This is a genomic window from Emcibacter sp. (assembly GCF_048269205.1).
Taxonomy (GTDB): Bacteria; Pseudomonadota; Alphaproteobacteria; order Sphingomonadales; family Emcibacteraceae; genus Emcibacter.
Window position 1 is genome coordinate 351345 of sequence record NZ_JBLXJC010000002.1, and the last position, 21230, is coordinate 372574.

General features: G+C 54.7%; 21 protein-coding genes and 1 other RNA gene. 12 read left to right on the forward strand and 10 right to left on the reverse strand.

Annotated features, from left to right (window positions below; genetic code table 11):
- Positions 1-143 precede the first annotated feature (143 nt).
- Together folA and ACN0YD_RS10425 are read right to left on the reverse strand one after the other, a co-directional pair.
- Positions 144-650 carry a type 3 dihydrofolate reductase gene (gene folA, locus ACN0YD_RS10420; RefSeq protein ID WP_417319502.1) on the reverse strand — a complete coding sequence of 169 codons (507 nt, stop codon included), beginning with the start codon at positions 648-650 and terminating at the stop codon, positions 144-146.
- Positions 650-1444, reverse strand: a complete 795-nt coding sequence (locus tag ACN0YD_RS10425; protein WP_417319504.1) for a thymidylate synthase — start codon at positions 1442-1444, stop codon at positions 650-652. Before ACN0YD_RS10425 ends, folA begins: the two co-directional genes overlap by 1 nt.
- A 60-nt stretch (positions 1445-1504) precedes the next feature.
- Here ACN0YD_RS10425 and ssrA point away from each other — a divergent pair.
- The 4 genes from ssrA to ACN0YD_RS10445 all read left to right on the forward strand — a co-directional run bounded on the left by ssrA (position 1505) and on the right by ACN0YD_RS10445 (position 4779).
- Positions 1505-1841: a transfer-messenger RNA gene (ssrA, locus tag ACN0YD_RS10430) on the forward strand.
- Positions 1842-1985: 144 nt separating this feature from the next.
- Entirely contained in the window at positions 1986-2504 is a 519-nt protein-coding gene (locus tag ACN0YD_RS10435) for an SspB family protein (protein ID WP_417319506.1), read from the forward strand.
- 433 nt (positions 2505-2937) lie between these two features.
- Positions 2938-4548 carry a fumarate hydratase gene (locus tag ACN0YD_RS10440; RefSeq protein ID WP_417319508.1) on the forward strand — a complete coding sequence of 537 codons (1611 nt, stop codon included), beginning with the start codon at positions 2938-2940 and terminating at the stop codon, positions 4546-4548.
- A gap of 9 nt (positions 4549-4557) precedes the next feature.
- On the forward strand, positions 4558-4779 hold the full coding sequence (locus ACN0YD_RS10445; RefSeq protein ID WP_417319510.1) for a ribbon-helix-helix domain-containing protein: 222 nt from the start codon (positions 4558-4560) through the stop codon (positions 4777-4779).
- 3 nt (positions 4780-4782) lie between these two features.
- Here the strand turns inward: ACN0YD_RS10445 and ACN0YD_RS10450 are convergent, their stop codons facing one another.
- Positions 4783-8343 carry an AsmA family protein gene (locus ACN0YD_RS10450; RefSeq protein WP_417319512.1) on the reverse strand — a complete coding sequence of 1187 codons (3561 nt, stop codon included), beginning with the start codon at positions 8341-8343 and terminating at the stop codon, positions 4783-4785.
- A gap of 297 nt (positions 8344-8640) precedes the next feature.
- On the opposite strand from ACN0YD_RS10450, the gene ACN0YD_RS10455 reads away from it, so the two are divergent.
- The 6 genes from ACN0YD_RS10455 (at position 8641) to ACN0YD_RS10480 (ending at position 13626) form a co-directional block, all read left to right on the forward strand.
- A complete protein-coding gene (locus tag ACN0YD_RS10455) occupies positions 8641-9138 on the forward strand; it encodes a thioesterase family protein (RefSeq protein ID WP_417319513.1) in 498 nt (165 codons plus the stop codon).
- A 20-nt stretch (positions 9139-9158) separates the two neighbouring features.
- A complete protein-coding gene (locus tag ACN0YD_RS10460; RefSeq protein ID WP_417319515.1) occupies positions 9159-11024 on the forward strand; it encodes a chloride channel protein in 1866 nt (621 codons plus the stop codon).
- 252 nt (positions 11025-11276) lie between these two features.
- Positions 11277-11855 carry a DUF2589 domain-containing protein gene (locus ACN0YD_RS10465; RefSeq protein WP_417319517.1) on the forward strand — a complete coding sequence of 193 codons (579 nt, stop codon included), beginning with the start codon at positions 11277-11279 and terminating at the stop codon, positions 11853-11855.
- A gap of 79 nt (positions 11856-11934) precedes the next feature.
- Positions 11935-12579: a DUF2589 domain-containing protein gene (locus ACN0YD_RS10470; protein WP_417319519.1), complete on the forward strand. Its 645-nt coding sequence runs from the start codon at positions 11935-11937 to the stop codon at positions 12577-12579.
- Positions 12580-12692: 113 nt separating this feature from the next.
- Positions 12693-12929, forward strand: coding sequence for a hypothetical protein (locus ACN0YD_RS10475; protein WP_417319521.1), 237 nt, complete (start codon positions 12693-12695; stop codon positions 12927-12929).
- Between the two features lie 4 nt (positions 12930-12933).
- Positions 12934-13626, forward strand: coding sequence for a hypothetical protein (locus ACN0YD_RS10480; RefSeq protein WP_417319523.1), 693 nt, complete (start codon positions 12934-12936; stop codon positions 13624-13626).
- A gap of 76 nt (positions 13627-13702) precedes the next feature.
- Here ACN0YD_RS10480 and ACN0YD_RS10485 read toward each other — a convergent pair whose 3' ends face one another.
- Both ACN0YD_RS10485 and ACN0YD_RS10490 read right to left on the reverse strand, forming a co-directional pair.
- Positions 13703-14143, reverse strand: coding sequence for a hypothetical protein (locus ACN0YD_RS10485; protein ID WP_417319525.1), 441 nt, complete (start codon positions 14141-14143; stop codon positions 13703-13705).
- An 86-nt stretch (positions 14144-14229) separates the two neighbouring features.
- A complete protein-coding gene (locus tag ACN0YD_RS10490; RefSeq protein WP_417319526.1) occupies positions 14230-14628 on the reverse strand; it encodes a winged helix-turn-helix transcriptional regulator in 399 nt (132 codons plus the stop codon).
- Positions 14629-14740: 112 nt separating this feature from the next.
- On the opposite strand from ACN0YD_RS10490, the gene ACN0YD_RS10495 reads away from it, so the two are divergent.
- Positions 14741-15490, forward strand: coding sequence for an SDR family NAD(P)-dependent oxidoreductase (locus ACN0YD_RS10495; RefSeq protein WP_417319528.1), 750 nt, complete (start codon positions 14741-14743; stop codon positions 15488-15490).
- 172 nt (positions 15491-15662) lie between these two features.
- Here the strand turns inward: ACN0YD_RS10495 and ACN0YD_RS10500 are convergent, their stop codons facing one another.
- From ACN0YD_RS10500 to ACN0YD_RS10515, 4 genes are all read right to left on the reverse strand, one after another.
- Positions 15663-16685: a hypothetical protein gene (locus ACN0YD_RS10500; RefSeq protein WP_417319530.1), complete on the reverse strand. Its 1023-nt coding sequence runs from the start codon at positions 16683-16685 to the stop codon at positions 15663-15665.
- A gap of 469 nt (positions 16686-17154) precedes the next feature.
- Positions 17155-17511 carry a hypothetical protein gene (locus ACN0YD_RS10505; RefSeq protein WP_417319532.1) on the reverse strand — a complete coding sequence of 119 codons (357 nt, stop codon included), beginning with the start codon at positions 17509-17511 and terminating at the stop codon, positions 17155-17157.
- Between the two features lie 55 nt (positions 17512-17566).
- Complete coding sequence (locus ACN0YD_RS10510; protein ID WP_417319534.1) at positions 17567-17857, reverse strand: type II toxin-antitoxin system RelE/ParE family toxin; 291 nt, start codon at positions 17855-17857, stop codon at positions 17567-17569.
- Positions 17811-17987, reverse strand: coding sequence for a hypothetical protein (locus tag ACN0YD_RS10515; RefSeq protein ID WP_417319535.1), 177 nt, complete (start codon positions 17985-17987; stop codon positions 17811-17813). Before ACN0YD_RS10515 ends, ACN0YD_RS10510 begins: the two co-directional genes overlap by 47 nt.
- 80 nt (positions 17988-18067) lie before the next feature.
- Between ACN0YD_RS10515 and ACN0YD_RS10520 the strand changes: the two genes are divergently transcribed.
- Positions 18068-20416 carry an ATP-dependent helicase gene (locus tag ACN0YD_RS10520; RefSeq protein ID WP_417320209.1) on the forward strand — a complete coding sequence of 783 codons (2349 nt, stop codon included), beginning with the start codon at positions 18068-18070 and terminating at the stop codon, positions 20414-20416.
- A 34-nt stretch (positions 20417-20450) separates the two neighbouring features.
- On the opposite strand, the gene ACN0YD_RS10525 is transcribed toward ACN0YD_RS10520, so the two are convergent.
- Complete coding sequence (locus ACN0YD_RS10525; RefSeq protein WP_417319537.1) at positions 20451-21206, reverse strand: head GIN domain-containing protein; 756 nt, start codon at positions 21204-21206, stop codon at positions 20451-20453.
- Between the last annotated feature and the right edge of the window lie 24 nt (positions 21207-21230).

Genomic DNA, 21230 nt, shown 5'->3' on the forward strand with positions numbered 1-21230 from the left:
AAAAAAGCCATTAACATTGCTACCCTGACCATTGCAAAACCCGTACTAAATACATTGAAACATCTAATAATACTTATTAAGTATAATATAATAGTCATTAAGAAATAATTAACGATATTTATAAGTCTTAATATTATGAAAAGCTAAATACGATCCAGAACCAGGATACTGTAGGCGTGAGAATCCTTTTCTCCGGCCTGGTGATCTTCCCGTGAATGTTCAACCCATTCACTCATTTCCAGTTCCGGAAACCAGGCATCGCCCTCCACATCACCGCGGACAAGGGTCAGATAGAGGCGGTTCGCCTGTGGCAGCACAAGCTCATAGATCTGGGCGCCGCCAATGACCATCACCTCATCCAGGCCTTTGGCCTCGGCGATGCCTTGCGCCACATCCAGAGCCATTTCAAGCTCGAAGGCGGGAATTACTCCCTCGGGAGAAAAGGATGTATCCCGTGTGATGACGATATTTGTACGGCCAGGCAGCGGCTTACCGATGGATTCATAGGTTTTCCGGCCCATAATGACCGGTTTGCCCATGGTCTGTTCCTTGAAATATTTCAGATCCGAGGAAATATGCCACGGCAGGGCATTGTCCTTGCCGATCACCCGGTTTTCCGCCATGGCCACAATCAGGGATATTTTTACCATCAGACGGCCACCGGCGCCTTGATATGGGGATGGGCCTCATAACCAACCAGTTCGAAATCCTCATACCGGAAATCAAATATATTGTTCACCTCCGGGTTGATTTTCATTTCCGGCAAAGGCAGAGGTTCGCGTTTAAGCTGCTCTTCCACCTGGTCCAGGTGATTGAGATAAAGATGGGCATCCCCAAAACTGTGCACGAATTCCCCGGGCTTGAGGCCCGTCACCTGGGCCAGCATCATGGTCAGCAGGGCATAGGAGGCGATATTGAATGGCACGCCCAGGAAGATATCCGCACTGCGCTGGTAAAGCTGGCAGGACAGTTTTCCGTCGGCCACATAAAACTGGAAAAGACAATGACAGGGCGGCAGAGCCATATGGTCTACATCGGCCACATTCCAGGCCGATACAATAAGGCGCCGGGAATCCGGATTTGTCTCAATCATACGGACAAGATTGGAAATCTGATCAATTGTTCCGCCGTCCCGGGCCGGCCAGGATCGCCACTGGTGGCCGTACACCGGCCCCAGATTGCCATTTTCATCGGCCCATTCATCCCAGATACTGACCCCGTTTTCCTTCAGATAGCGGATATTGGTATCTCCGCTCAGAAACCACAAAAGTTCGTGAATAATGGACTTGAGGTGCAGTTTTTTCGTGGTCAGGACGGGAAAGCCTGCCGCCAGGTCAAACCTCATCTGATATCCGAAGACACTGAGGGTACCTGTACCGGTTCTGTCTTCCTTTTTTGCGCCATTGTCCCTGACATGACGCATGAGATCCTGATATTGCTGCATTTTACCTATTTGTAACCAATTTGATCTTTCAAATAGTCATTACATAAAAATCTTCGGATAGCTATTTAAATTTTAACCCGAAAGCCTTATATATGGGGAGCCGGGCAACCGGCTATGGCAATAAACGGGCCTATGGAATAGACGTTTCGGACCCGGGGGCGGTACCCGGCGCCTCCACCACAAGAATAATGACTGTCTGACGGATGAGCATATTTTTGTGATGGGGGCGAAATTAGGATCGACGTGCGTGATAAAGATAGTACTTTTGCCCAGCATGATACCGCTGTGACGGATCAAACTTGATAAATGCTAACGATAACGAAGCATTTGCTGTAGCAGCTTAATAGCATACGCTACGCGGGGTTCGGAGGGCACCTAGCAACAGAAGCCCTTCACTTATCTCTTTTTACACGCTTCCCTTCCGGATTGACTCTCCGAAATTGAGACTCGCAACAGGTTTTATAAGGCGTTATAAACTGATGATGGGGATTCGTGATAACGTTAATATCCAGATCAATGGAAAAGGTCTTAAGTAAACGGGATGAATGATATAACTATCCAGTATGATGAAATGGTCCAGAACGCACTGCTGTCAGTTGTCAGGGACATACTGCAACAGACCGCTAAAGAAGGCCTGCCGGGCGATCATCACTTCTATATCACCTTCAGAACCGACAATTCGGATGTGAAAATCCCCCCCTATCTCAGGGAACGCTATCCTGATGAAATGACCATTGTCCTGCAGAACCAGTTCTGGGATCTGCTGGCGGATGACAAGCATTTCGAAATATCTCTCAGCTTCAACAGGAAAAAGGAACATCTGTATGTCCCCTTTTCTGCCCTGATCGGCTTTTTCGACCCCAGTGTCGATTTCGGCCTGCACTTCCACAACAATGAAGTTGATGTCATGGAAGAGGACACAGAATTCCCCGGTATAGAGCAGGACGACGGCGCAACGATTTCCGACCTGGTGCAAAAACAGGACGACCAGAAGGCCGGCGAAAAATCGGGAGACGACGGGGACAACGTGGTCACGCTGGACAGTTTCCGAAAAAAATAATGCAGGGTTTCCCCTGCATTATTTCATGAATAAGATTAATTTTATTGCCCTCGGTATCGCCGCATTTCGCTGGTCTGATTGGGTTGAGGCATCCCTGCGCCTGACTGCCTTTGTACAGAAAATTGCCCGCCACAATGGGCGAGAATATGTATAAAAGAACTATCGAAGAAACTAACATAAAAACCGGCCAGCAAAAAGATAAAATTAACTTTTTGTTAACTTTTTAGTCCAGCTCACCTGATCAGATGAGTCCGGCTGTATCTATCGTTTTTTGCGAAAAAACATGTATATTCATATAAGCCATTGTTATTATTGACCCCTTCCGGTTCAACACTTATTCACGGAATTTTTCGGAAATATGGCTTGGCGACCCGGCGGAAAATCTATAGTTAGAACCTGATGAAATTTTGTCCTGTTTTGGAAGGGTGGCGAAATGACCGATCTCAATTACACAGACATGTATCCTCTTGGCAAAGACGAGACTCCCTGGCGGAAAATCACCTCCGATTATGTTTCTGTCCTTGAAGTGGACGGCAAAGAGGTCCTGAAAGTCGATCCCGAAGGTCTGCGTCTTCTGGCTCGGGAAGCCATGCGCGATATCGCCCATCTCCTGCGGCCGGGGCATCTGCAACAACTGTCAAGCATTCTTGAGGATCCGGAAGCCAGCGACAACGACCGCTTTGTCGCCACCGAACTTCTGAAAAATGCCAATGTGGCAGCCGGCATGACCCTGCCCAGTTGCCAGGATACAGGCACTGCCATTGTCATCGGCAAGAAAGGGCAGTATGTCTGGACCGACGGCGATGATGGTGCCCCCCTGACCCAGGGCATGGTAGATACCTATACCGGCACCAACCTGCGCTATTCCCAGCTTGCCCCGATCAAAATGTTCGAGGAAAAAAACACCAAAAACAACGCCCCGGCCCAGCTCGACCTCTATACGGTGCCCGGCAATGAATATAAATTCCTGTTTATGGCCAAGGGCGGTGGATCGGCCAACAAGACCTTTCTGTTCCAGCAGACCCCGGCGGTCCTGCGGGAGGACAAGCTTCTGGAATTCCTGGATGAAAAGATCCGCACCCTGGGTACAGCCGCCTGCCCGCCTTATCATCTTGCCATTGTTGTTGGCGGCCTCAGCGCTGAACAGAATCTGAAAACGGTCAAACTGGCCAGTGCCCGCGACCTGGACAAATTACCCACCGAAGGCAACGGCTTCGGTCATGCCATCCGGGTGCCGGAACTGGAAGAAAAAGTCCACGAAATGACCCGTAATTTCGGCATTGGCGCCCAGTTCGGCGGCAAATATTTCTGTCATGACGTGCGGGTGATCCGCCTGCCCCGCCACGGCGCCTCCGTCCCCATCGGCATCGGGGTATCCTGTTCTGCCGACCGCCAGGCCAAGGCCAAGATCACCAAAGACGGCATTTTCATCGAGCAGTTGGAAACCAACCCCGCAAAATACATGCCCGATGTGACCCACGAAGACCTGGACGGCGAAGTGGTCAAAGTGAACCTGAACCGTCCCATGGACGAAATCCGGACCCAGCTTGGCCAGTATCCCATCAAGACCCGTCTCAGCCTCACCGGTACGATCGTGGTGGCCCGGGACCTGGCTCATGCCGCCATCCTGAAAAAACTGGAAGCCGGGGAACCCATGCCCGACTATCTGAAAAACCACATTGTTTATTATGCCGGGCCGGCAAAAACACCTGAAGGCTATGCCTCCGGCTCCTTTGGCCCGACCACGGCAGGACGCATGGACAGCTATGTGGATGCCTTCCAGGCCAAAGGCGGCAGCATGGTCATGCTGGCCAAAGGCAATCGCAGCAAGCAGGTGACGGACGCCTGTAAGCAACACGGCGGTTTTTACCTCGGCTCCATCGGCGGTCCGGCTGCCATCCTGGCTCAGAACAATATCAAGAAGGTGGAAGTTCTGGACTTCGAAGATTTCGGTATGGAAGCCGTCTGGAAAATCGAAGTGGAAGACTTCCCGGCCTTTATCGTTGTTGACGACAAGGGCAACGACTTCTTTCAGAATATCTAGAGGCGCCCTATGGCCGGCGATGATCACGAACTGAAGAAACATTCCCTGCTCATCGCCGGACACGCCACCAGCATCACCCTTGAAAACATCTTCTGGCGGGAATTCAAGCGAATTTCACAGGACCGGGGTGTGAGCCTCGGCGAACTGGTCACGGAAATTGACCGGACTCGTCAGGGCAACCTGTCCAGTGCCATTCGTATCTTTGTTCTTGAGAACGCCCTGTCGAAATAGAGTCTATTGCGGCGGTGTCGAAGGTTTCTGTTCTTCCGGCTTCTTGAACAGCTTTTCCAGAAGTTTTTTGCCCAGATCTTCCGGTTTGGGCTTTGTCTGCTCACCTGCCGGTGCCTCCCCGGTCGGGGTCGTGCCTTCCGGAGCTTTCGGCGCACCGAAGATGCCTTTCAGGCCCTCATTGCCACCGATCATATTCTGCAACATGCTGGAGGCAATTTTGGCCGCCACATATTCCTTGATCCTGGAAGTTTCGAACTTGAGATTGGGGTTGTTGATGGCACCAGTAGCGCTAAGACCCAAGGGCGGTGCATCGGGATGACCAATCAGTGAGAGCCGACCATCCATATCCAGCTTCCATTGAAACAGGTTCACGCCGAGGTTGATATTCGTATTTGCCCCTTCCAGCTCAAGGTCCATAGGACTGAACCGGGCCAAGCCGTTTTTCATGGTGATCGTGCTTTTGCCACCCTTATAGGGGGTCTTACCTTTGCCGAGAGAGACGGCCAGAAGCTTGACGAAATCCCCGGCCGACTTCATTTCCGACAACTGGCTGCTGAGCTTCGGAATATCGATCCCGTTGATCATACCGGCAGAGGCCACAAGATTTCCGTTCCCGCTGAGCGAGGAGACAAGGGCATTCTGGCTGACCCCCTTGCCGGTAAATTTGCCATCAAGGTCGAAATAGCCCGTCGCCGGGCTGATGCCGCCGGCAACTTTGGTCGCCTGGGACAGGGAGGCTTTGGCCAAAGACAGATTCATATCCAGTTCAGCCATATCCATCCCGCCGAGGCTTCCGGCCATCTTTACAGTTCCGCCAAACAACCGCCCGGTGAAATCCCGAATATTCAGCCTGCCATCCTTTAGTTCTGCAATAAAGTTCGGGTTTTCAAACACATAGTCCTTGTAGACCAGGCTCGCCGCCGAAATCGTTGCTTTTCCCTCGGCAGAGCGCAACGGCTTCAGATTGATGGGCTGTTTTGACCAGTCGCCCCACTTTTTATCCGCCCCCTTTTGGGCGGTATTGTCAGACATATAGTGATGCAATGGTATGTCGCCCGCCGTCAGCGAGAAATCAAATTTCGGCTTCTCCCCGGTCATGTCCAGAGCGCCTGTCCCATTGATCTTGATAGAACCAATAACGCCGGAAATATTTTGCAGTTTCATGGTCTTGGACGTACCGGCAATCTGGCTTTTCAGTTGCAGTTTTCCGAGTTTGGCCCGGGACGGCTGGAAATCCACCCCCAGCCCCCTGACAAAGGTCCGTACATCATTACTTGTTACATCGGTGGCCAGATCGAGAGAACGATCCTCCCCCTGCGCCTGGGTGCGCCCCTTGAAGGCAACCGTTCCGTCGGCAATGGTAAGAATTCCGTCCAGATTCAGCATTTTTTCATTGCCCTTGATCTGGCTTGCCAGTATTACCGGCCGGTCATCCCCCGACAGCGGTGCGGTCATGGGCAGATTCCATTGTTCGATCAAAGCGCTGAGACTTTTGCTGTCGGCACGGACTTTCATGTCGATACTGCCCACTTCAGGTAACTGCTTGAGGGTGGCGCTGCGAACTTCTCCATCCAACTTTACCGTATTACTGCCGAGCCTGCCGTTCAGGTCCAGCACCAGTCTGTCCAGCCCGCCTTTCACATTGCCGGTCAGACTGAAGGCTCCCATGTTTTTCAGGTCCACGCCGTTTTCCAGCTTGAGACTGCGCTGCAGCCGGCCAAGATCACGGGCCGAGGCAAACATATCCAGGGAAAGTTCCGGCGCATTGGCGAAATTGCTGCCCGAACCGGTTGCCCTGACATCCAGCCCGGCCATATCCTTCATGTCAAACTTGCTCAGCTGCAGGGTGCCGCCCTTGAGCACACCTTCCGCCAGCACAGAGGCAATCTTTGTATTTTGCAGGGTAACATTGTCGCCAGTCAGAATGAAATTGGCATCAAAGCCAGCCAGTATGGAAAACCATTCCTTCAGGTTTATCGGTGGCGTTTTCTCGTCCCGGGCCGGCAAATAGCTGTCCAAATTGATATTTTCCAGCTTTAAATCCAGACCAAGAGCCAAGCGCTCCTGGATCGCATAGGACAAGCCGCCGGAAAACTTCGAGGTATCCATAACCCCGTTGATACCGTAAATCTGGACCAGTTTTTCCGTAGCCCTGATTTCACTGGCGAAGGCAAAGCGTGTGAGCCGGCCGTTGGGCACCATCGAGATATCCACTTTCAACCAGTCCAGAAGCCCCCGGAGGTTTCCCGAGTTAAGAGAAAGCTTTCCGGTCAGGATCGGTGTGTGATTGTCAAAGACGACTGCGCCGTTATAGCCGAAATCTGATCCACCCGGCATGTTGACCCGCACATCGCTGATAGCGATTTGGCCGTCCGCAGCCCGGGCATTGAGAGAGATCTGGCTGGCAATCTTGTTGTTATACTTCAGTGCCCCGAGCCGGAACTCCAGGGTCCCGTCAATCTGCTCCAGGAATCCATAGTCCGGGGCGGACTTTTTCGATACAGGCAGGACACTCTTTTGGTCTGCCTTTGCCTGTGCTTCCATAATCTGCAGGAAAGGCTCAAGCTCAATACTGTTAAGCGACAGCTTGCCGTCAAAGCTGACACGGTCTCCAAGCGCCGCATTGAGGGACGCCTGCCCCCTGGTTTCACCAAGAGTGAGGTCCAGGTCCGACAGCACCAGGCTTTTCGGCGTCGCCGTAATACCGGTCGTCATGCTGAACGGTTTTTTATAATCCACCGAGGGAACGGCAGGCGCATCCTGTTCGCCGTTACGGCCCAGCGCGCTCATCACATTCACCATATCCGACAGGTCCTTCGCTGTCAGGGTCAGTTTCCCTTCAAGCTCTCCATCCCGGCTGTCGGGCAACACACCGCCGATAAATTTACCAACGACCTTGTCCCCGAGATAGGAAGCCTCCAGCGTCAGCGGCACCTTGCGGCCGTCACGCATCTTGCCCATCTCCACATTCAGCGCCAGCGGCAGGTCCTTGTATTTGGCCCGGCCGTCAAGCTTCATGGGGCCCTGCAGGCTGCTGATGGACAGGTCCGCATTGATATTGCGCACCAGTTCCTTATGCCCCGCGGCCACATCCTCGTAACTGACAGTACCGTTACTGATCTGGAATTTTTCCAGACTCAGGTCCGCCTGCCCACCTTCTTCCGCCGGGGCATCGGGATCGGAAAAATCCCAGTTGGCCCGACCGTCGGCAAGCACCTCCAGTGCCAGCACCGGCTCCACGAGAACGAATTTTTTGACCTTGAGATTACCGCGAATGAGCGGGAAAAAGGCCACCTTCACATCCAGCGCCTTAAGGGTCAGCATTTGCGCTGCGATACCGCCGTTGATATTGGAAACACTCACCTCGCCCGCAGTCAGGGCCGGAGACGGCAGAATGGACAGGGAGAGATCCCCGGCGACCCTCACATTGCGCCCGGTCAGTCGGGACGCCTGCTCCTCGATCTGTGTTTTATACTGGTTCCAGTCCATAAAGCCCGGGACCACAAGAAGGGTGCCCAGAAGAACGACAACAACAACAGCGAGCCCAATTCCAACCTTTTTCAATTTTTATTCTGCCTTTCCCCAAGAGTCAGCCTGTTTTCATGCCCTTTTCGCGCAGTTTTTACACAGAACAGCGATGATTTGCCGCGAATTATACATGACGTGTAAACCGTGGCAATAATATGTCAGGACTAGGGACAAATAATTAATTTCACAGGATTATTTCACCTTTTTTAAGAAAAAGCCCGAAAAAGGACCAAAAAGAGGATGACAAGTCTTTTTCAATCGGGGATAAAAGACAAAAAATATAAGAAATACATAGAGGAAACCCACTTCAGGACCAGCTTCAAAGGCTTGCATATGTCACATGAAGAACAATACGGTCCGGTCATGCTCGAAGCCACCGTGAAAGAAGAGTGGATTGATTTTAATGGTCATATGAATATGGCCTATTATATCCTGCTGTTTGACCAGGCCATGAACAACTTTCTTGAAACCGTCGATCTGGGGCTGGACTACGTGCGTACCAACCATCGCTCCATGTTCGCCCTTGAAAACCACGTCACCTACCAGCACGAACTGAATCAGGGTGCGCCGGTGAAGGTGCATTTTCAGTTTCTCGACATGGATTCAAAATTCATCCACTATTTCATGCGCCTGGTGCACAAGGACGAACATCTTCTGTCCGCCACCATGGAACAGATTTCACTGCATGTGGATGTGGATGAACGCCGCCCGACCCGTTTTTCCGATGAAAAGCTGAAAGCCCTTCGCGAGGTTTACGAGCAACACCAGCAATATCCGGCGCCCCGGGAAAAGGGCCGCTCTATCGGTATTCGCCGGCCGGACAGACGATAATTTCACCAACCAGGGAAGCAATGGCAGAAGGAAACAACAGACATTTCTTACACCTGCCGCGCTTTCTCAAGGCGCCGCTCCTGCTGCTGCGCCGGGATACCCGCAATTATATCCGCACCCATGACAAGGTCGTCAGTACCGTACTCGCCGCCCTGATCGGCGTCACTGTCGCCTATGCCGCCATCCTGTTCCGTCAGTTGATCCTGCAAATCCAGGACTTTGCGCTGGATACGGACAAGGAAAATATCCTCGCCCATGTCAGTGACCTGGTCTGGTGGAAAATCCTGCTGTCGACCACCGCCGGCGGGATTGTCATTGCCCTCATCTATCGTCTGTTGCTTCGGGACAACCGGGCCTACAGTTTTGTCGAGGTGATCGAGGCCAATGCCCTGAACCATACCCGCATCCCGACGGGCAAGGGATTGGTCAGTGCGCTCACCGCCGCCATCGCGCTGGGCACCGGATCCGCCGCGGGGCGCGAGGGCCCGGTGGTTCATCTGGGCGCCACCCTCGCATCGTGGTTTGCACAACGGCTGCATCTGTCCGACAGCGTGGCGCGCACCATTCTCGGCTGCGGCGTCGCGGCGGCGACCTCAGCCAGCTTCAACGCCCCCATTGCCGGGGTTTTCTTTGCCCTTGAGGTGGTGCTGGGCCATTACGCGCTGCATGCCTTTGCCCCGATCGTGATTGCCTCGGTCACGGCCGCCATCATCTCCCGCATTCATCTTGGCGACTTTCCGGCCTTTATCATCCCGGACTATAATATCTACAGCTTTTATGAATTCCCGGCTTTTATCATTCTCGGTGTGGTCAGCGCGATCGCAGCCATCGTCTTTACCAAGAGCATCTTTTTCACCGAAAGTGTGGCCGGGAAGGTCATGGAGAGAACCCGCCTGCCAGACTGGACCCGGCCAATTCTTGGCGGCATTGCCGTGGGCACACTCGCCATCTTCTGCCCCTATATCCTTGGTGTCGGCTATGGCTCAACCGATGCGGCCCTGAAGGAAGCCTTCCCGCTTTCCCTGCTGCTGGCCCTGATTGTCGCCAAGACGGCGGCCACCAGTATCAGCCTCGCCTTCCGTTTCGGCACCGGGGTGTTCAGCCCGTCCCTGTTCCTTGGCGCCATGGTCGGCGGCGCCTTTGGCATTATCGCCACCCAGATCGCCCCGGAGCTCAGCGGCAACCAGGGTCTTTATGCCATCGTCGGCATGGGCGCCGTGTGCTCGGCCGTACTCGGCGCGCCGATCAGCACCATATTGATCGTCTTCGAACTCACCGGCGATTACCAGATCACCGCCGCCCTGATGGTGGCGGTCGTCATGTCCAACCTGATCACCCATCACTACCTGAAGGCATCGAGCTTCTTCCATTTGCAGATGCGCGCCCACGGAATCGACCTGGAAGGCGGTATGGCCCGCCACCTGATGCGCACCAGCCATGTGCGGGAGTTGATCCGGGACGACTATGCCACCGTCGGCGTGGATGCCGGCATCGAGCGCCTGCGCGAGCTGATCCTGGAGAAGGGCCACAACAAACTGTTTGTCATCGACAGCGCCGCCAAGATCGTCGGCAAAATCACCTTTTCCGAGCTGCGCCAACATTACCTGAAACAGGAAGCCAAACGTAAAAAACGGCAAGAAGACGGCGACACGGAGCCCCCGGAGGACGAAAAACCGGTGCGGGCGGCGGATATCTGCCGCCAGGTGAGCGAGCCGTTGACTCCGTCTGATACGCTGGAGCACGCCAACGATCTGTTCGATCATGTGGGGGAAGATATCCTGCCGGTGGTCAGCGACGATGCGCACCGGGAAATCATCGGCATCGTCCATCTGGAGGATGTGCTGAAACGCTATAACAAGGCGCTGATCGAGGATCACGAGAAATAACCCGCTGCCAAGACCGATTCCCGGTATACCTCCCCGAAGGCACCCCCTAAAGTAGCAATTCCAAAAACCCCATCATAATTAAATATCGAATTATTACATGAAGTTATTTAAAACTTCTTATTAAGAAAAACTAAATATTTGACATCTGTCCCATTATGATACAACCTATAGTTGTTTTCCTACATTGATGACAGACCGGGATCCGGGCCTGGAAAGGCCAATGATTTCCCTAAGCCCCTTGGAAGGATCGTCATGATTAGTCTCGACAACCTGATCCAGGCCGTCCAGAAAAGCGCGGAGGCGGCGGCAAAGTCCATTATGGACCGCAACCTGGCGCTTCTCGGCCATTTTTTTGAGGAAGTTCCCGTCGAAGAAGAGGATGATGACGGCGGCCGAAACGGCAGAGGTGGCAGAGGTGGCAGGAATGGCCGCGGCGGCGGCAAGAAAGGGTCGGATGACGACGGGGACGACGACGGTTATTCCCATTATCTGCACCCCCGCATGGTAGCGATGAAATTTGCCAAAATGACCCCCGACGGCCCGCAGGATCATCTGGTCCATGTGCCGCTGATTTCCATCGCCCCCTTTTCCTCTCTGCAACTGGACACCATGGAATTCCAGATCGAGATGGACATCCACGAAGAAGAAGGTGAAGTTCAGGTGAGCTTCCCCATGAAAAAAAAGGGGTTCTTCCCCAGCAAAGACAGCTCCGCCCCATCCGGCAGCCGGGCACAGGTCAAAATCACCATGAAGGGATTTGACCGCCCCAAGGGCCTTGATGTGATCATCGAGGGGTTCGACAAATCCCTGCGCGCCCAGATACCCGGCTAGTAGTACGCGTTCCACCTCCAGGACCTTTTCGAGACTGGAAAAACCAACGTACCAATTTGGATAATCAAGGAGAGAAAGAATGGCCACCAACAACCAGCTTGTTTCAATGGCGCAACAATTCACCGGTCTGCCCATGGGCAGCCTGATCGGCGGCCCGCTGATGGCGGCGGCCAAGGCCAACAACACGATGGCCTTGTCCCAGGTCAACTTCATGCTAACGACCTGTTTTTATGTAGAGAATGACGCCTATAAGCCAGTGATGATCGAGATGGAGTTAATCCGGGGTGTGATCATCCCCGGTGCTACCCCGGCCGACAAGCCGACCATGGAGGAGATCAGCACCACCATCAGGCTACCGCTGCTGACCATTATCCCGCTCAATTCGCTGGCCGTGGACAATGTGGACATTACGTTCGAGATGGAAGTAAAATCCAGCTATGGCGAGAGCGAAAGCGCCCAGCAACAGAACGAAATGCAGGCCGAGGCCTCCTTCGAGGCCAAGCTCGGTTATGGCCCCTTCTCTGTCTCGATCAGCGGCAGTGTCTCTGCCAGTTCATCAAGCAGCAGCGAACAGGAAAGCCACTACGAGAAAAGCAACAGCGCCAAATATACCGTGGCGGTCCATGCCGGGCAGTTGCCGCTCCCGGACGGCGTAAAAACCATCATCGACGCCTATTCCCAGAATATCGCGCCGATTGAGCTGCCAGCCCCCGTAACCCCCTGATCCCAGCGGACTGTCTGTAACCGCATGTCTTAAACTTGGCAGGAGGCCCCCTTGTCTTCCTGCCGCTTTTTCCCGTCACCATGACCGGCCCACCTCCGGATAAAGGAGTTTCCATGTCCAGCGACACACCCACCACCATAAAATGCCCCGGCTGCGAGGATGGCGAGATCGTCTTTGACGCCCAGCTTCTCCTGGCCGGCACCCGCTTTACCTGTAATTCCTGCAGCGCCAGCATCTGCCTCAGCGACAACAGCAAATCCACCCTGGCCACTGGCCTGCTCCGGCTTGACCAGATGAAACAGAACCTGGGCAGCCTGAAAACGGCCGCCTCCAGACCGAAAATGAACTGACGCCATGATTATCGTTTCCTGGAATATCGAAAAATGCGGCCTGAGCTCCGCTCAGGATAAACGCGCCGCCCTGGACACATTGCTCTTTGACGCGGCCTATAAGCAATATGCCGACATCATTTTCCTGTGCGAGGTACATGGCGCACGGGTGGATGATTTCGCAGAGTTTCTGACGAACGTCTATGGACAACATTACGCCATCGACGCTGTGGACGGCAATTACAGCAACAATTATGTTTTTCTGGTCAACAAGAACGTTCTGGTCAACTATGGGACCGTATCCGTCAGCAACTGGCAAAACGAACGGCCCATGCTGGCCATCCAGTGCGGTCTGTCCAGCGGCACGGTCTATGCGGGCTTCATTCATGCCAAGTCGGGCCAGACCGGCCTCACCAAACACCAGATCCACAACTGCGCCCGCTGGCTTCAGGACAGGTCCGCCGACCGCTGGTTCCTGTCCGGCGACCTGAACTGGGACTATAACAGACAGGACGAACTGACCCTGCCCGAAGGCGCCCAGGGTAACAGCTACTGGTTCGACATGAGCCAGCGCAAGGGCGGCCTGCTCGACTGGGCGCTGTGCGGCAAATACACCACAGCCACCACCAGATCCCTGAGCCTGCTGCGCACCCAGCATGACACCGTCATTGACATGAGCCAGATGGATCACAAGCCGGTGCTGTTCGGGGTGAGATAGGGGGAGTGTCATTATTTTGAGGGCGACTATCACCCTTGAGCGACATGAGCCCCCTCATACGTCCCTTCAGGCCACCCTACCCCTCGTCCGGAAAGGCGTCCAGGCGGAGAGTGAGGGAAAGGTCTGAGAGGGCGCGGAGCAGGTCTGGCTCAAGGCTCGCCCCCATGGTGTAATCCCCGAACCAGCGGATCAACAATTCCGCCCGGCCGCCGGTTGCGGCAATCCCGGCGAACTTCTCCTGATGGGGCGCGAAGTCGGCCACGGCCTGGCCCAGCCAGTCTTCCAGCGTTGTTTTTTTCGAGGAGATTTTGCCCCCTTTTGATTGTGCGCCGGTCAGGCTCGCCTCCCAGAAGCTCTCCTCCGCCTTGATGGGCAGTGGCGTGCCTTTCGGGGTGAGCTTCGGCTCCCCCGCCGTCCAGAAGCGGGCGGGCTTGAGGTCAAGAAGATCTGAAAATTCCGTAAGCGGCCGCGTGGGATGAGTGAGGCGCAGGGAAACGGAGAAGCTATAGGGGGTCATTCAAAACCTCGGCACTTGTTTTGTCCGAGGATATCCCCGCGCCGGGATATCAGCCAGACTTATTTCAGGTGAAACCCGGGCCTCCTTCAGCTCCGGCCGGAAGACACACCTTTTGTTTTTGCCTGCATTTTCTCCGCCCCCTCCAGCACGGCGGCGATGGCGGGCGCATGTGCTTCCCCCCAGGCGCAGAGCGTGCCCATGGCGACGGCCAGGCTTTCCCCCAGCGGCGTCAGTGAATAATCCACCCGCGGCGGGATCTCCTGATAGTCAGTGCGCAGGACAATGCCGTGCGCCTCCATTTCCTTGAGCTGCTGGATCAGCATCTTGTCGCTCACCCCCCGCACCTCGCGCTTGAGCGCGCCATATCGTCGGGGTCCCTGACTCAGGAAAAAGAGAATCAGGGGTTTCCATTTTCCGCCAATGATGCGCAATGACGCATCAAGACCGCAGATAAAAGGCGCGGATTGGTAAGTTTTTTTGCTCATTCTCTATACTTACCAAAAGGTGCATACTTGTCAAATAGTAATTACCGATTAATTATGGGTCACCAACTTAATTGAACCCCCGGATAGGGGACACAGACACAGGAGAAGACTCATGGGTAAACTGGAAGGAAAAACAGCCGTCATCACCGGCGGCGCCAGCGGCATCGGCCTGGCCACCGCAAAACGTTTTATTGCCGACGGCGCCTTTGTGTATATTTTTGGCCGCCGGCAGGAGGCGCTCGACGCCGCCCTGGCCGAACTCGGCCCTGAGGCCCGCGCTGTCCGCGGCGACACTACAAACCCGGACGACCTGGACCATCTGTTCGAAACGATAAAAGGCGAAAAGGGCGGCATCGATATCCTGTTCGCCAATGCCGGCGTCGGTGAATTTGCCCCGCTCGGCCAGATCACGGCGGACCATTACGCCCATACCTTTGACATCAATGTCCGGGGCACCCTGTTCACGGTGCAGAAGGCGCTGCCGCTGATCCGGAAGGGCGGCTCGATCATCCTCACCGGCTCGACCGTTGGTGTGATGGGCACCCCCGCCATGAGCGTCTACAGCGCGTCAAAGGCCGCGGTGCGTAATTTCGCCCGCAGCTGGGCCCTGGACCTCAAAGGCACGGGCATCCGGGTCAATGTGCTGTCCCCCGGGGCGACGGAAACGCAAAAGGTCCGGGAGCTGTTCGCCACCACCGGCATGGAAGACGAAATTGTCGCCGGTTTTGAGGAAAAGGCCCCGCTCGGCCGCATCGGCGATCCGTCGGAGACAGCGGCCGTGGCGGCCTTCCTCGCCTCCGACGACAGCAGTTACATGACCGGCGGAGAGGTGTTTGTCGATGGCGGCATTGCGCAGGTGTGAGGATCAGGAAGCGCTGCAGACGGACTTCACCAGTCTTTCCGTGGCGCTTCCCCTGCAGTCCGGCAACGGGCGGGTTTGAGGTCAAGCAAATCGGAAAATTCCACAAGCGGCCGCGAAGGATGAGTGAGGCGCAGGGAAACGGAAAAGCTATAGGGGGTCATCGCGAGTGAGCCTAATCCGGTAAAAAGAGTTTTCTGAAAGTGGAAAAGAACCTCCCGAGGGGCATACCCTGCCGGGTTGACTGAGTTCTATCCTTACTTTCAAGTATCCTGAGCAGTCTTCTGTTCTTCACAAACTCCACCACCGCGCCGAACACACTATAGAGGATAAAGAGAGACACTAACGAGACGAGAATGATCTCCGTCAAATCCCATTTCCGGGACATGAGGACCGGCGCGCCGCTCAGATTGGAAACGAACTCCCCGAACGGCACTTCCTGCCTGAAATCGCCGGTGAGGGATTCCAGTTTCACCGTGGTGTTTCTTGTGGGGGTCACCCTTGTCTGCTCGACCGTATCCGGACCGGTGTTATAGGAGAAGATAATCTCATTCGGTTTGCCGAGGATAAAATCACTGGCCACAAATCCAATGATCACCATGAGCGGCACCAGCGCCGAAACGATGACCCTTTTCAGGTTTTCCCTGATCTTCTCCTGCGGCTGGAATACCGCGACTTCAACCGGTTTTGTGTTGGAAATCCGGTGGTCGAAAGAGAGGGCGTCCCTGAATCTTCTTGAGGAGCTTTTTTCCCCGTCCTCCACCGGCAATTGCGCGAGTGCATGGAACTTGAGATATTCGTTACAGCGGAACAGGCCGGTCGACAGCTCCATGCTGGTGTCATCGACAATGGACAGGCGGGCGTTGGCCTCGGATTCAACGACATTGCCCGTGAGCCACTTATACCCCTCCGGCAATTTTAACGTGAGGGGTTTTTCCACCATTTCCCCGCTGATATCCGTCCGGCCCGAGTTAATAAAGGCGCCGTTCAGAAGAACGAGATTTTCACTGACATTTGTGCCGTCATAGGTGACCGCCAGCTTTTCCAGCGAACTGCCGATCGCATCAAAAAGTTCTATGGTCTGCAGATTGATAAAGGTGATTTTTCCGGAATATTTGCTTTTGATGGTCAGGATGATGCCCACCACACCGAAAACCAGTGAGACGGCAATCCCCAATATCCCCCACATATTTTCCATCAATCATTCCCTGCAAATACCTATGGCCAATGGACGCAGCTTATCATTTTCTCACCCCCCTCACCACATAAACCTTCGCCCTCCGGTTGCCGGGGTGCAGGGCTCCTCCCCATCCCCGGGTGAGAATAACATATCAGAAGGAAGGCCAGTTACGGCGAAAATTATAAACCGGGACGATTGGAAAACTCCCCCAGCGGCTGCGAAGGATGAGTGAGGCGCAGGGAAACGGGGAAATGATAGGGGGTCATGTAAGAAGCCTCAAAAACATATCAAGCGTGATTAGTGTCACCTTTATTCAATCAAATAATTTTTCTTCAATGTACTCTGACAAGCCATATATCAGGCTTTCTAATTCAATTGGATAATAACTGGCATCAGCTTCGTTAGAAAATGCACCTCTTTTCTCCCATTCAATTCCTTTTTGGGTTTGTTCCTCAAAAGTTTTACCTTCATAGAATTCATAAAAATATCATGCTTTCTCAAAGACTATCTGGAGTGAACCCGAGACTCGATCAATATCTCTGAAATCAGCATGTCCCTCCATTCTCGATTTTGCTGAGTCAAGAACCATGTTTTGAACATTTGACGGCAATTTACTCCATAGATCGCCATACTTATGACCACGTCGTGATTGCTTAGGTGCAGAAATGCATAATGCACATTTCAAAAGCACTTCAAAACCAAGCACCTTAATGATTGATGCAGAATCAGACTTTGTAAGCATACCTTGAAGTAGTTCCGCATCATAGATACGCCCCTTAGCTTCTTCATACATACGCAGAGCATCAACTTTGTTGAAACTTTGAGGGTTGATTTTGTTCGTCATCGAGGTTCATAATTTCTGACTTTTAATTGGCATAACTTCTAATAAATTTACCACCTCACCCCTCCCCCGGCCAATTCTGCCGGTCATGCAGAATGCGCAGGACCTCCACCCTCCGGCCCTTTATCCGGTAGACGGCAATGAACGGCGTGCGAGGAATAATTAGTTCGCGGGTCCCTTTCACCCGCCCCAAACGACCGCTTTTCGGAAAGGCCGACAATTGCTGAAGATTAAGCGCAATCGTCGCCGCCATGCGGCGGGCTGCAGTAGGATTTCTTGTATGGATATAGGAAAGCTGCGCGCTAAGGCTTTTCTTTCCTGTTCTGGTGAGGCTGACGCTCCATTTCATCCAGGACTTCCCCAATAGCCTGTTCCAGCGGAATCAAGTCTCCCGCATCCGCCTCCCGAAGACCGTCGGCGACTTCCTTGCGGAACCATTCATCGTAACTTTGATCATTTTTCACAGGTTTATATACCATAGGTTGTATCTTATCATTTTCCCCTCTTTTATACCATATATTTGTTTAAAGAAGGAATGAATCTGGTTTATAACTCCCCCATGTCTGATCCCTTTGACCTTGATGATCTGCCCGATGAATTTTCGGCCTCTAACGCCCCTGCCCAACCCGCGGGTCCGCCGCCCTATATGGACGGCCTGAACGGGCCGCAGCTGGAGGCGGTCGAGGCCATGGACGGGCCGGTGCTGGTGCTGGCCGGCGCAGGCACCGGCAAGACCCGGGTGCTGACCACGCGCCTGGCGCACATATTGGCGACCGGGCGCGCCTATCCCGGGCAGATCCTGTGCGTCACCTTCACCAACAAGGCGGCCCAGGAAATGAAAATGCGGGTCGGCCGCATCATCGGCGAGGCAGTCGAGGGCATGTTCTGGCTCGGCACTTTCCACAGTATCGGGGTCAAGATCCTGCGCCGCCATGCGGACCTTCTGGGGCTGGAGAGCAATTTCACCATCCTCGATACCGACGATCAGCTCCGCCTGCTCAAGCAATTGATCGAGGGCGGCAATATCGATCACAAGCGCTGGCCGCCGCGGCTCCTGGCCTCCCTGATTGACGGCTGGAAAAACCGGGGCCTCACCCCCGACAAGGTGCCCGCCGGGGAAGGCCATAATTATGCCGACGGCCGCGGGATCGAGCTCTACAAGGCCTATCAGGCCCGGCTCCGCCAGATCAACGCCTGTGATTTCGGCGACCTGCTGCTGCATTGCCTGACCCTGTTCCAGAAGCATCCGGAGGTGCTGGCCGACTATCAGCGGCGCTTTAAATACATCATGGTCGACGAATACCAGGACACCAACGTTTCCCAGTATCTCTGGCTGCGCCTCCTGGCCCAGGGCCACAAGAATATCTGCTGCGTCGGTGACGACGACCAGTCCATTTACGGCTGGCGCGGCGCCGAAGTGGGCAACATCCTGCGCTTTGAGGAGGATTTCCCCGGCGCCAAGGTGATCAGGCTTGAACAGAATTACCGCTCCACCCGCCATATCCTGGGCGCGGCCGGCGGCCTGATCGCCGCCAATGCGGACCGGCTCGGCAAGACGCTGTGGACCGAAGTGGACGGCGGCGAACCGGTGACCGTGAACCCGGTGTGGGACGGGCGCGAGGAAGCCCGGGCCATCGGTGAAGCGATCGAGGATCTGCAGAGGAAGGGCCATGCCCTGCGCGAAATCGCCATCCTGGTGCGGGCCGGGTTCCAGACCCGGGAGTTCGAGGAACGGTTCCTCACCCTCGGCATCCCCTACCGTATCGTCGGGGGCCTCCGCTTTTATGAGCGCCAGGAAATCCGCGACGCCATGGCGTACCTGCGGGTGATCGCCCAGCCGCAGGATGATCTCGCCTTCGAACGCATCATCAACACCCCCAAGCGCGGCCTGGGGGCGGCCACGGTCAATGTGCTGCACGGCCTCGCCCGGGCGCAGGGCACCTCGCTGGTCAAGGCGTCCCGGGAAGTGATCGAGAGTGACGAGCTGCGCCCCGCCGCCCGCAAGTCGCTGGCCGCCCTGATTGCCGAGTTCGACCGCTGGCGCGACCTGGCCACCACGGAAAATCATGTGGAGCTTCTGGAAACGGTGCTGGAGGACTCAGGCTACCGCGCCATGTGGCAGAATGACAAATCGCCGGAAGCGCCGGGCAAGCTTGAAAACCTGTCCGAGCTCAGCCGCGGCATGGGCGAGTTTGACAGCCTTGATGAGTTCCTCGAACATATCAGCCTGGTGATGGAAAACGAGCAAAATGCCTCCGCCGACAAGGTCAGCCTGATGACCCTGCATGCGGCCAAAGGGCTGGAATTCGACTGCGTGTTCCTGCCGGGCTGGGAAGAAGAACTGTTCCCGTCCAAAAAATCGCTGGAGGAAAGCGGCCACAAGGGGCTGGAGGAAGAACGCCGCCTCGCTTATGTGGGCCTCACCCGGGCCCGCAAGCAGGCCCATGTCTATCATGCCAGCTCCCGCTATCTGTTCGGCAATTACAGCTCACCGATCCCGTCGCGATTTATCGCCGAACTGCCGGACGAACATGTGGAGATGCGGAGCCAGACCGGCTTCTATCACCAGAATACCCGCCAGCAGAGCTTTGATGCCAATGAAGACTTCGGACGCGGCTACGGGGGCTCCCACAACTGGTCCGGGCAGGAAAAATATGCCAAAGAGTCAGGGAGCGGCAACTACCAGCTCGACCGCTCAAAGGCCCGCAAGTCGGCCAACAGCTATGGCTCACCGAAAAGCCCAAAGAGCAGTGCCTCGGCCCCGTCCGCCTTCAAGCTCGGCGACCGGGTGTTCCATGACAAATTCGGTTACGGCAATGTGGTCGCCATCGACGGCAACAAGCTGGAAATCGACTTTGAAAAAGGAAGCCGCCGCAAGGTGATGGAAAGTTTCCTGTCCTCCACCTAGGGAACGGCGGCCTTAAAGTTGGTGAGTAATTTTTTTAGTCGCGGATGATCACATTGCTGTGGCGGCGGACTTCCTTCATCACCTTGTCCGGTTTGCCGGAAATATCCACCGTGCCGGAGCCGGTCACTTCCACATCCACCATGTTGCTGGCATAGACGGCGGCATCGCCGGAGCCCATGATTTCCACTTCCACGGTCACACATTTGAAGCGACGGCCGTCAAATTCACCTGACCCGTTGATTTCAAGCTCAAGGTGATCGCAGCTGCCTTCCAGGGTCACATCGCCGTTGCCATTGATCTCCACGGTCGCTTTTTTGGCGATAATCTTGTCGCCGGTCACTTCACCGGAGCCGTTCAGTTCCATATCGAGCCTGCCAACCCGCCCGGCAACTTCAATTTCGCCGGACCCGTTGATTTCCAGATCAAAGCGGTCGCCCTTCAGGCCCTTGATGGTACCGTCGGCAGAGCCGTTGATTTCAAGCTGCTCCAGTACCTTCATGGAAATGGTGATTTCCGGCTTTTCACCGCTCCAGTTGCGGTATTTGCCGCGTTTATGGCTGATGGTCAGGGTATGGCCGCGCACCTGTACATCCAGGTTTTCCAGAAACTTGTCGCTGGCCTCGATCTTGACGGATTGTTTCCGGCCCACCTCGACTTCGAAATCGACGCTGCTGTCAAATTCGATACGGTCGAATTCCTTCAGGTCATAGGACTTGCCGCCGGCCAGGGCCGGGCCGGAAAAAACGGTGGCCAGCACCAGTGCTCCGGGAATGATCAAACTCTTTTTCATGCTTTTTCTCACTTCACTTGCCTA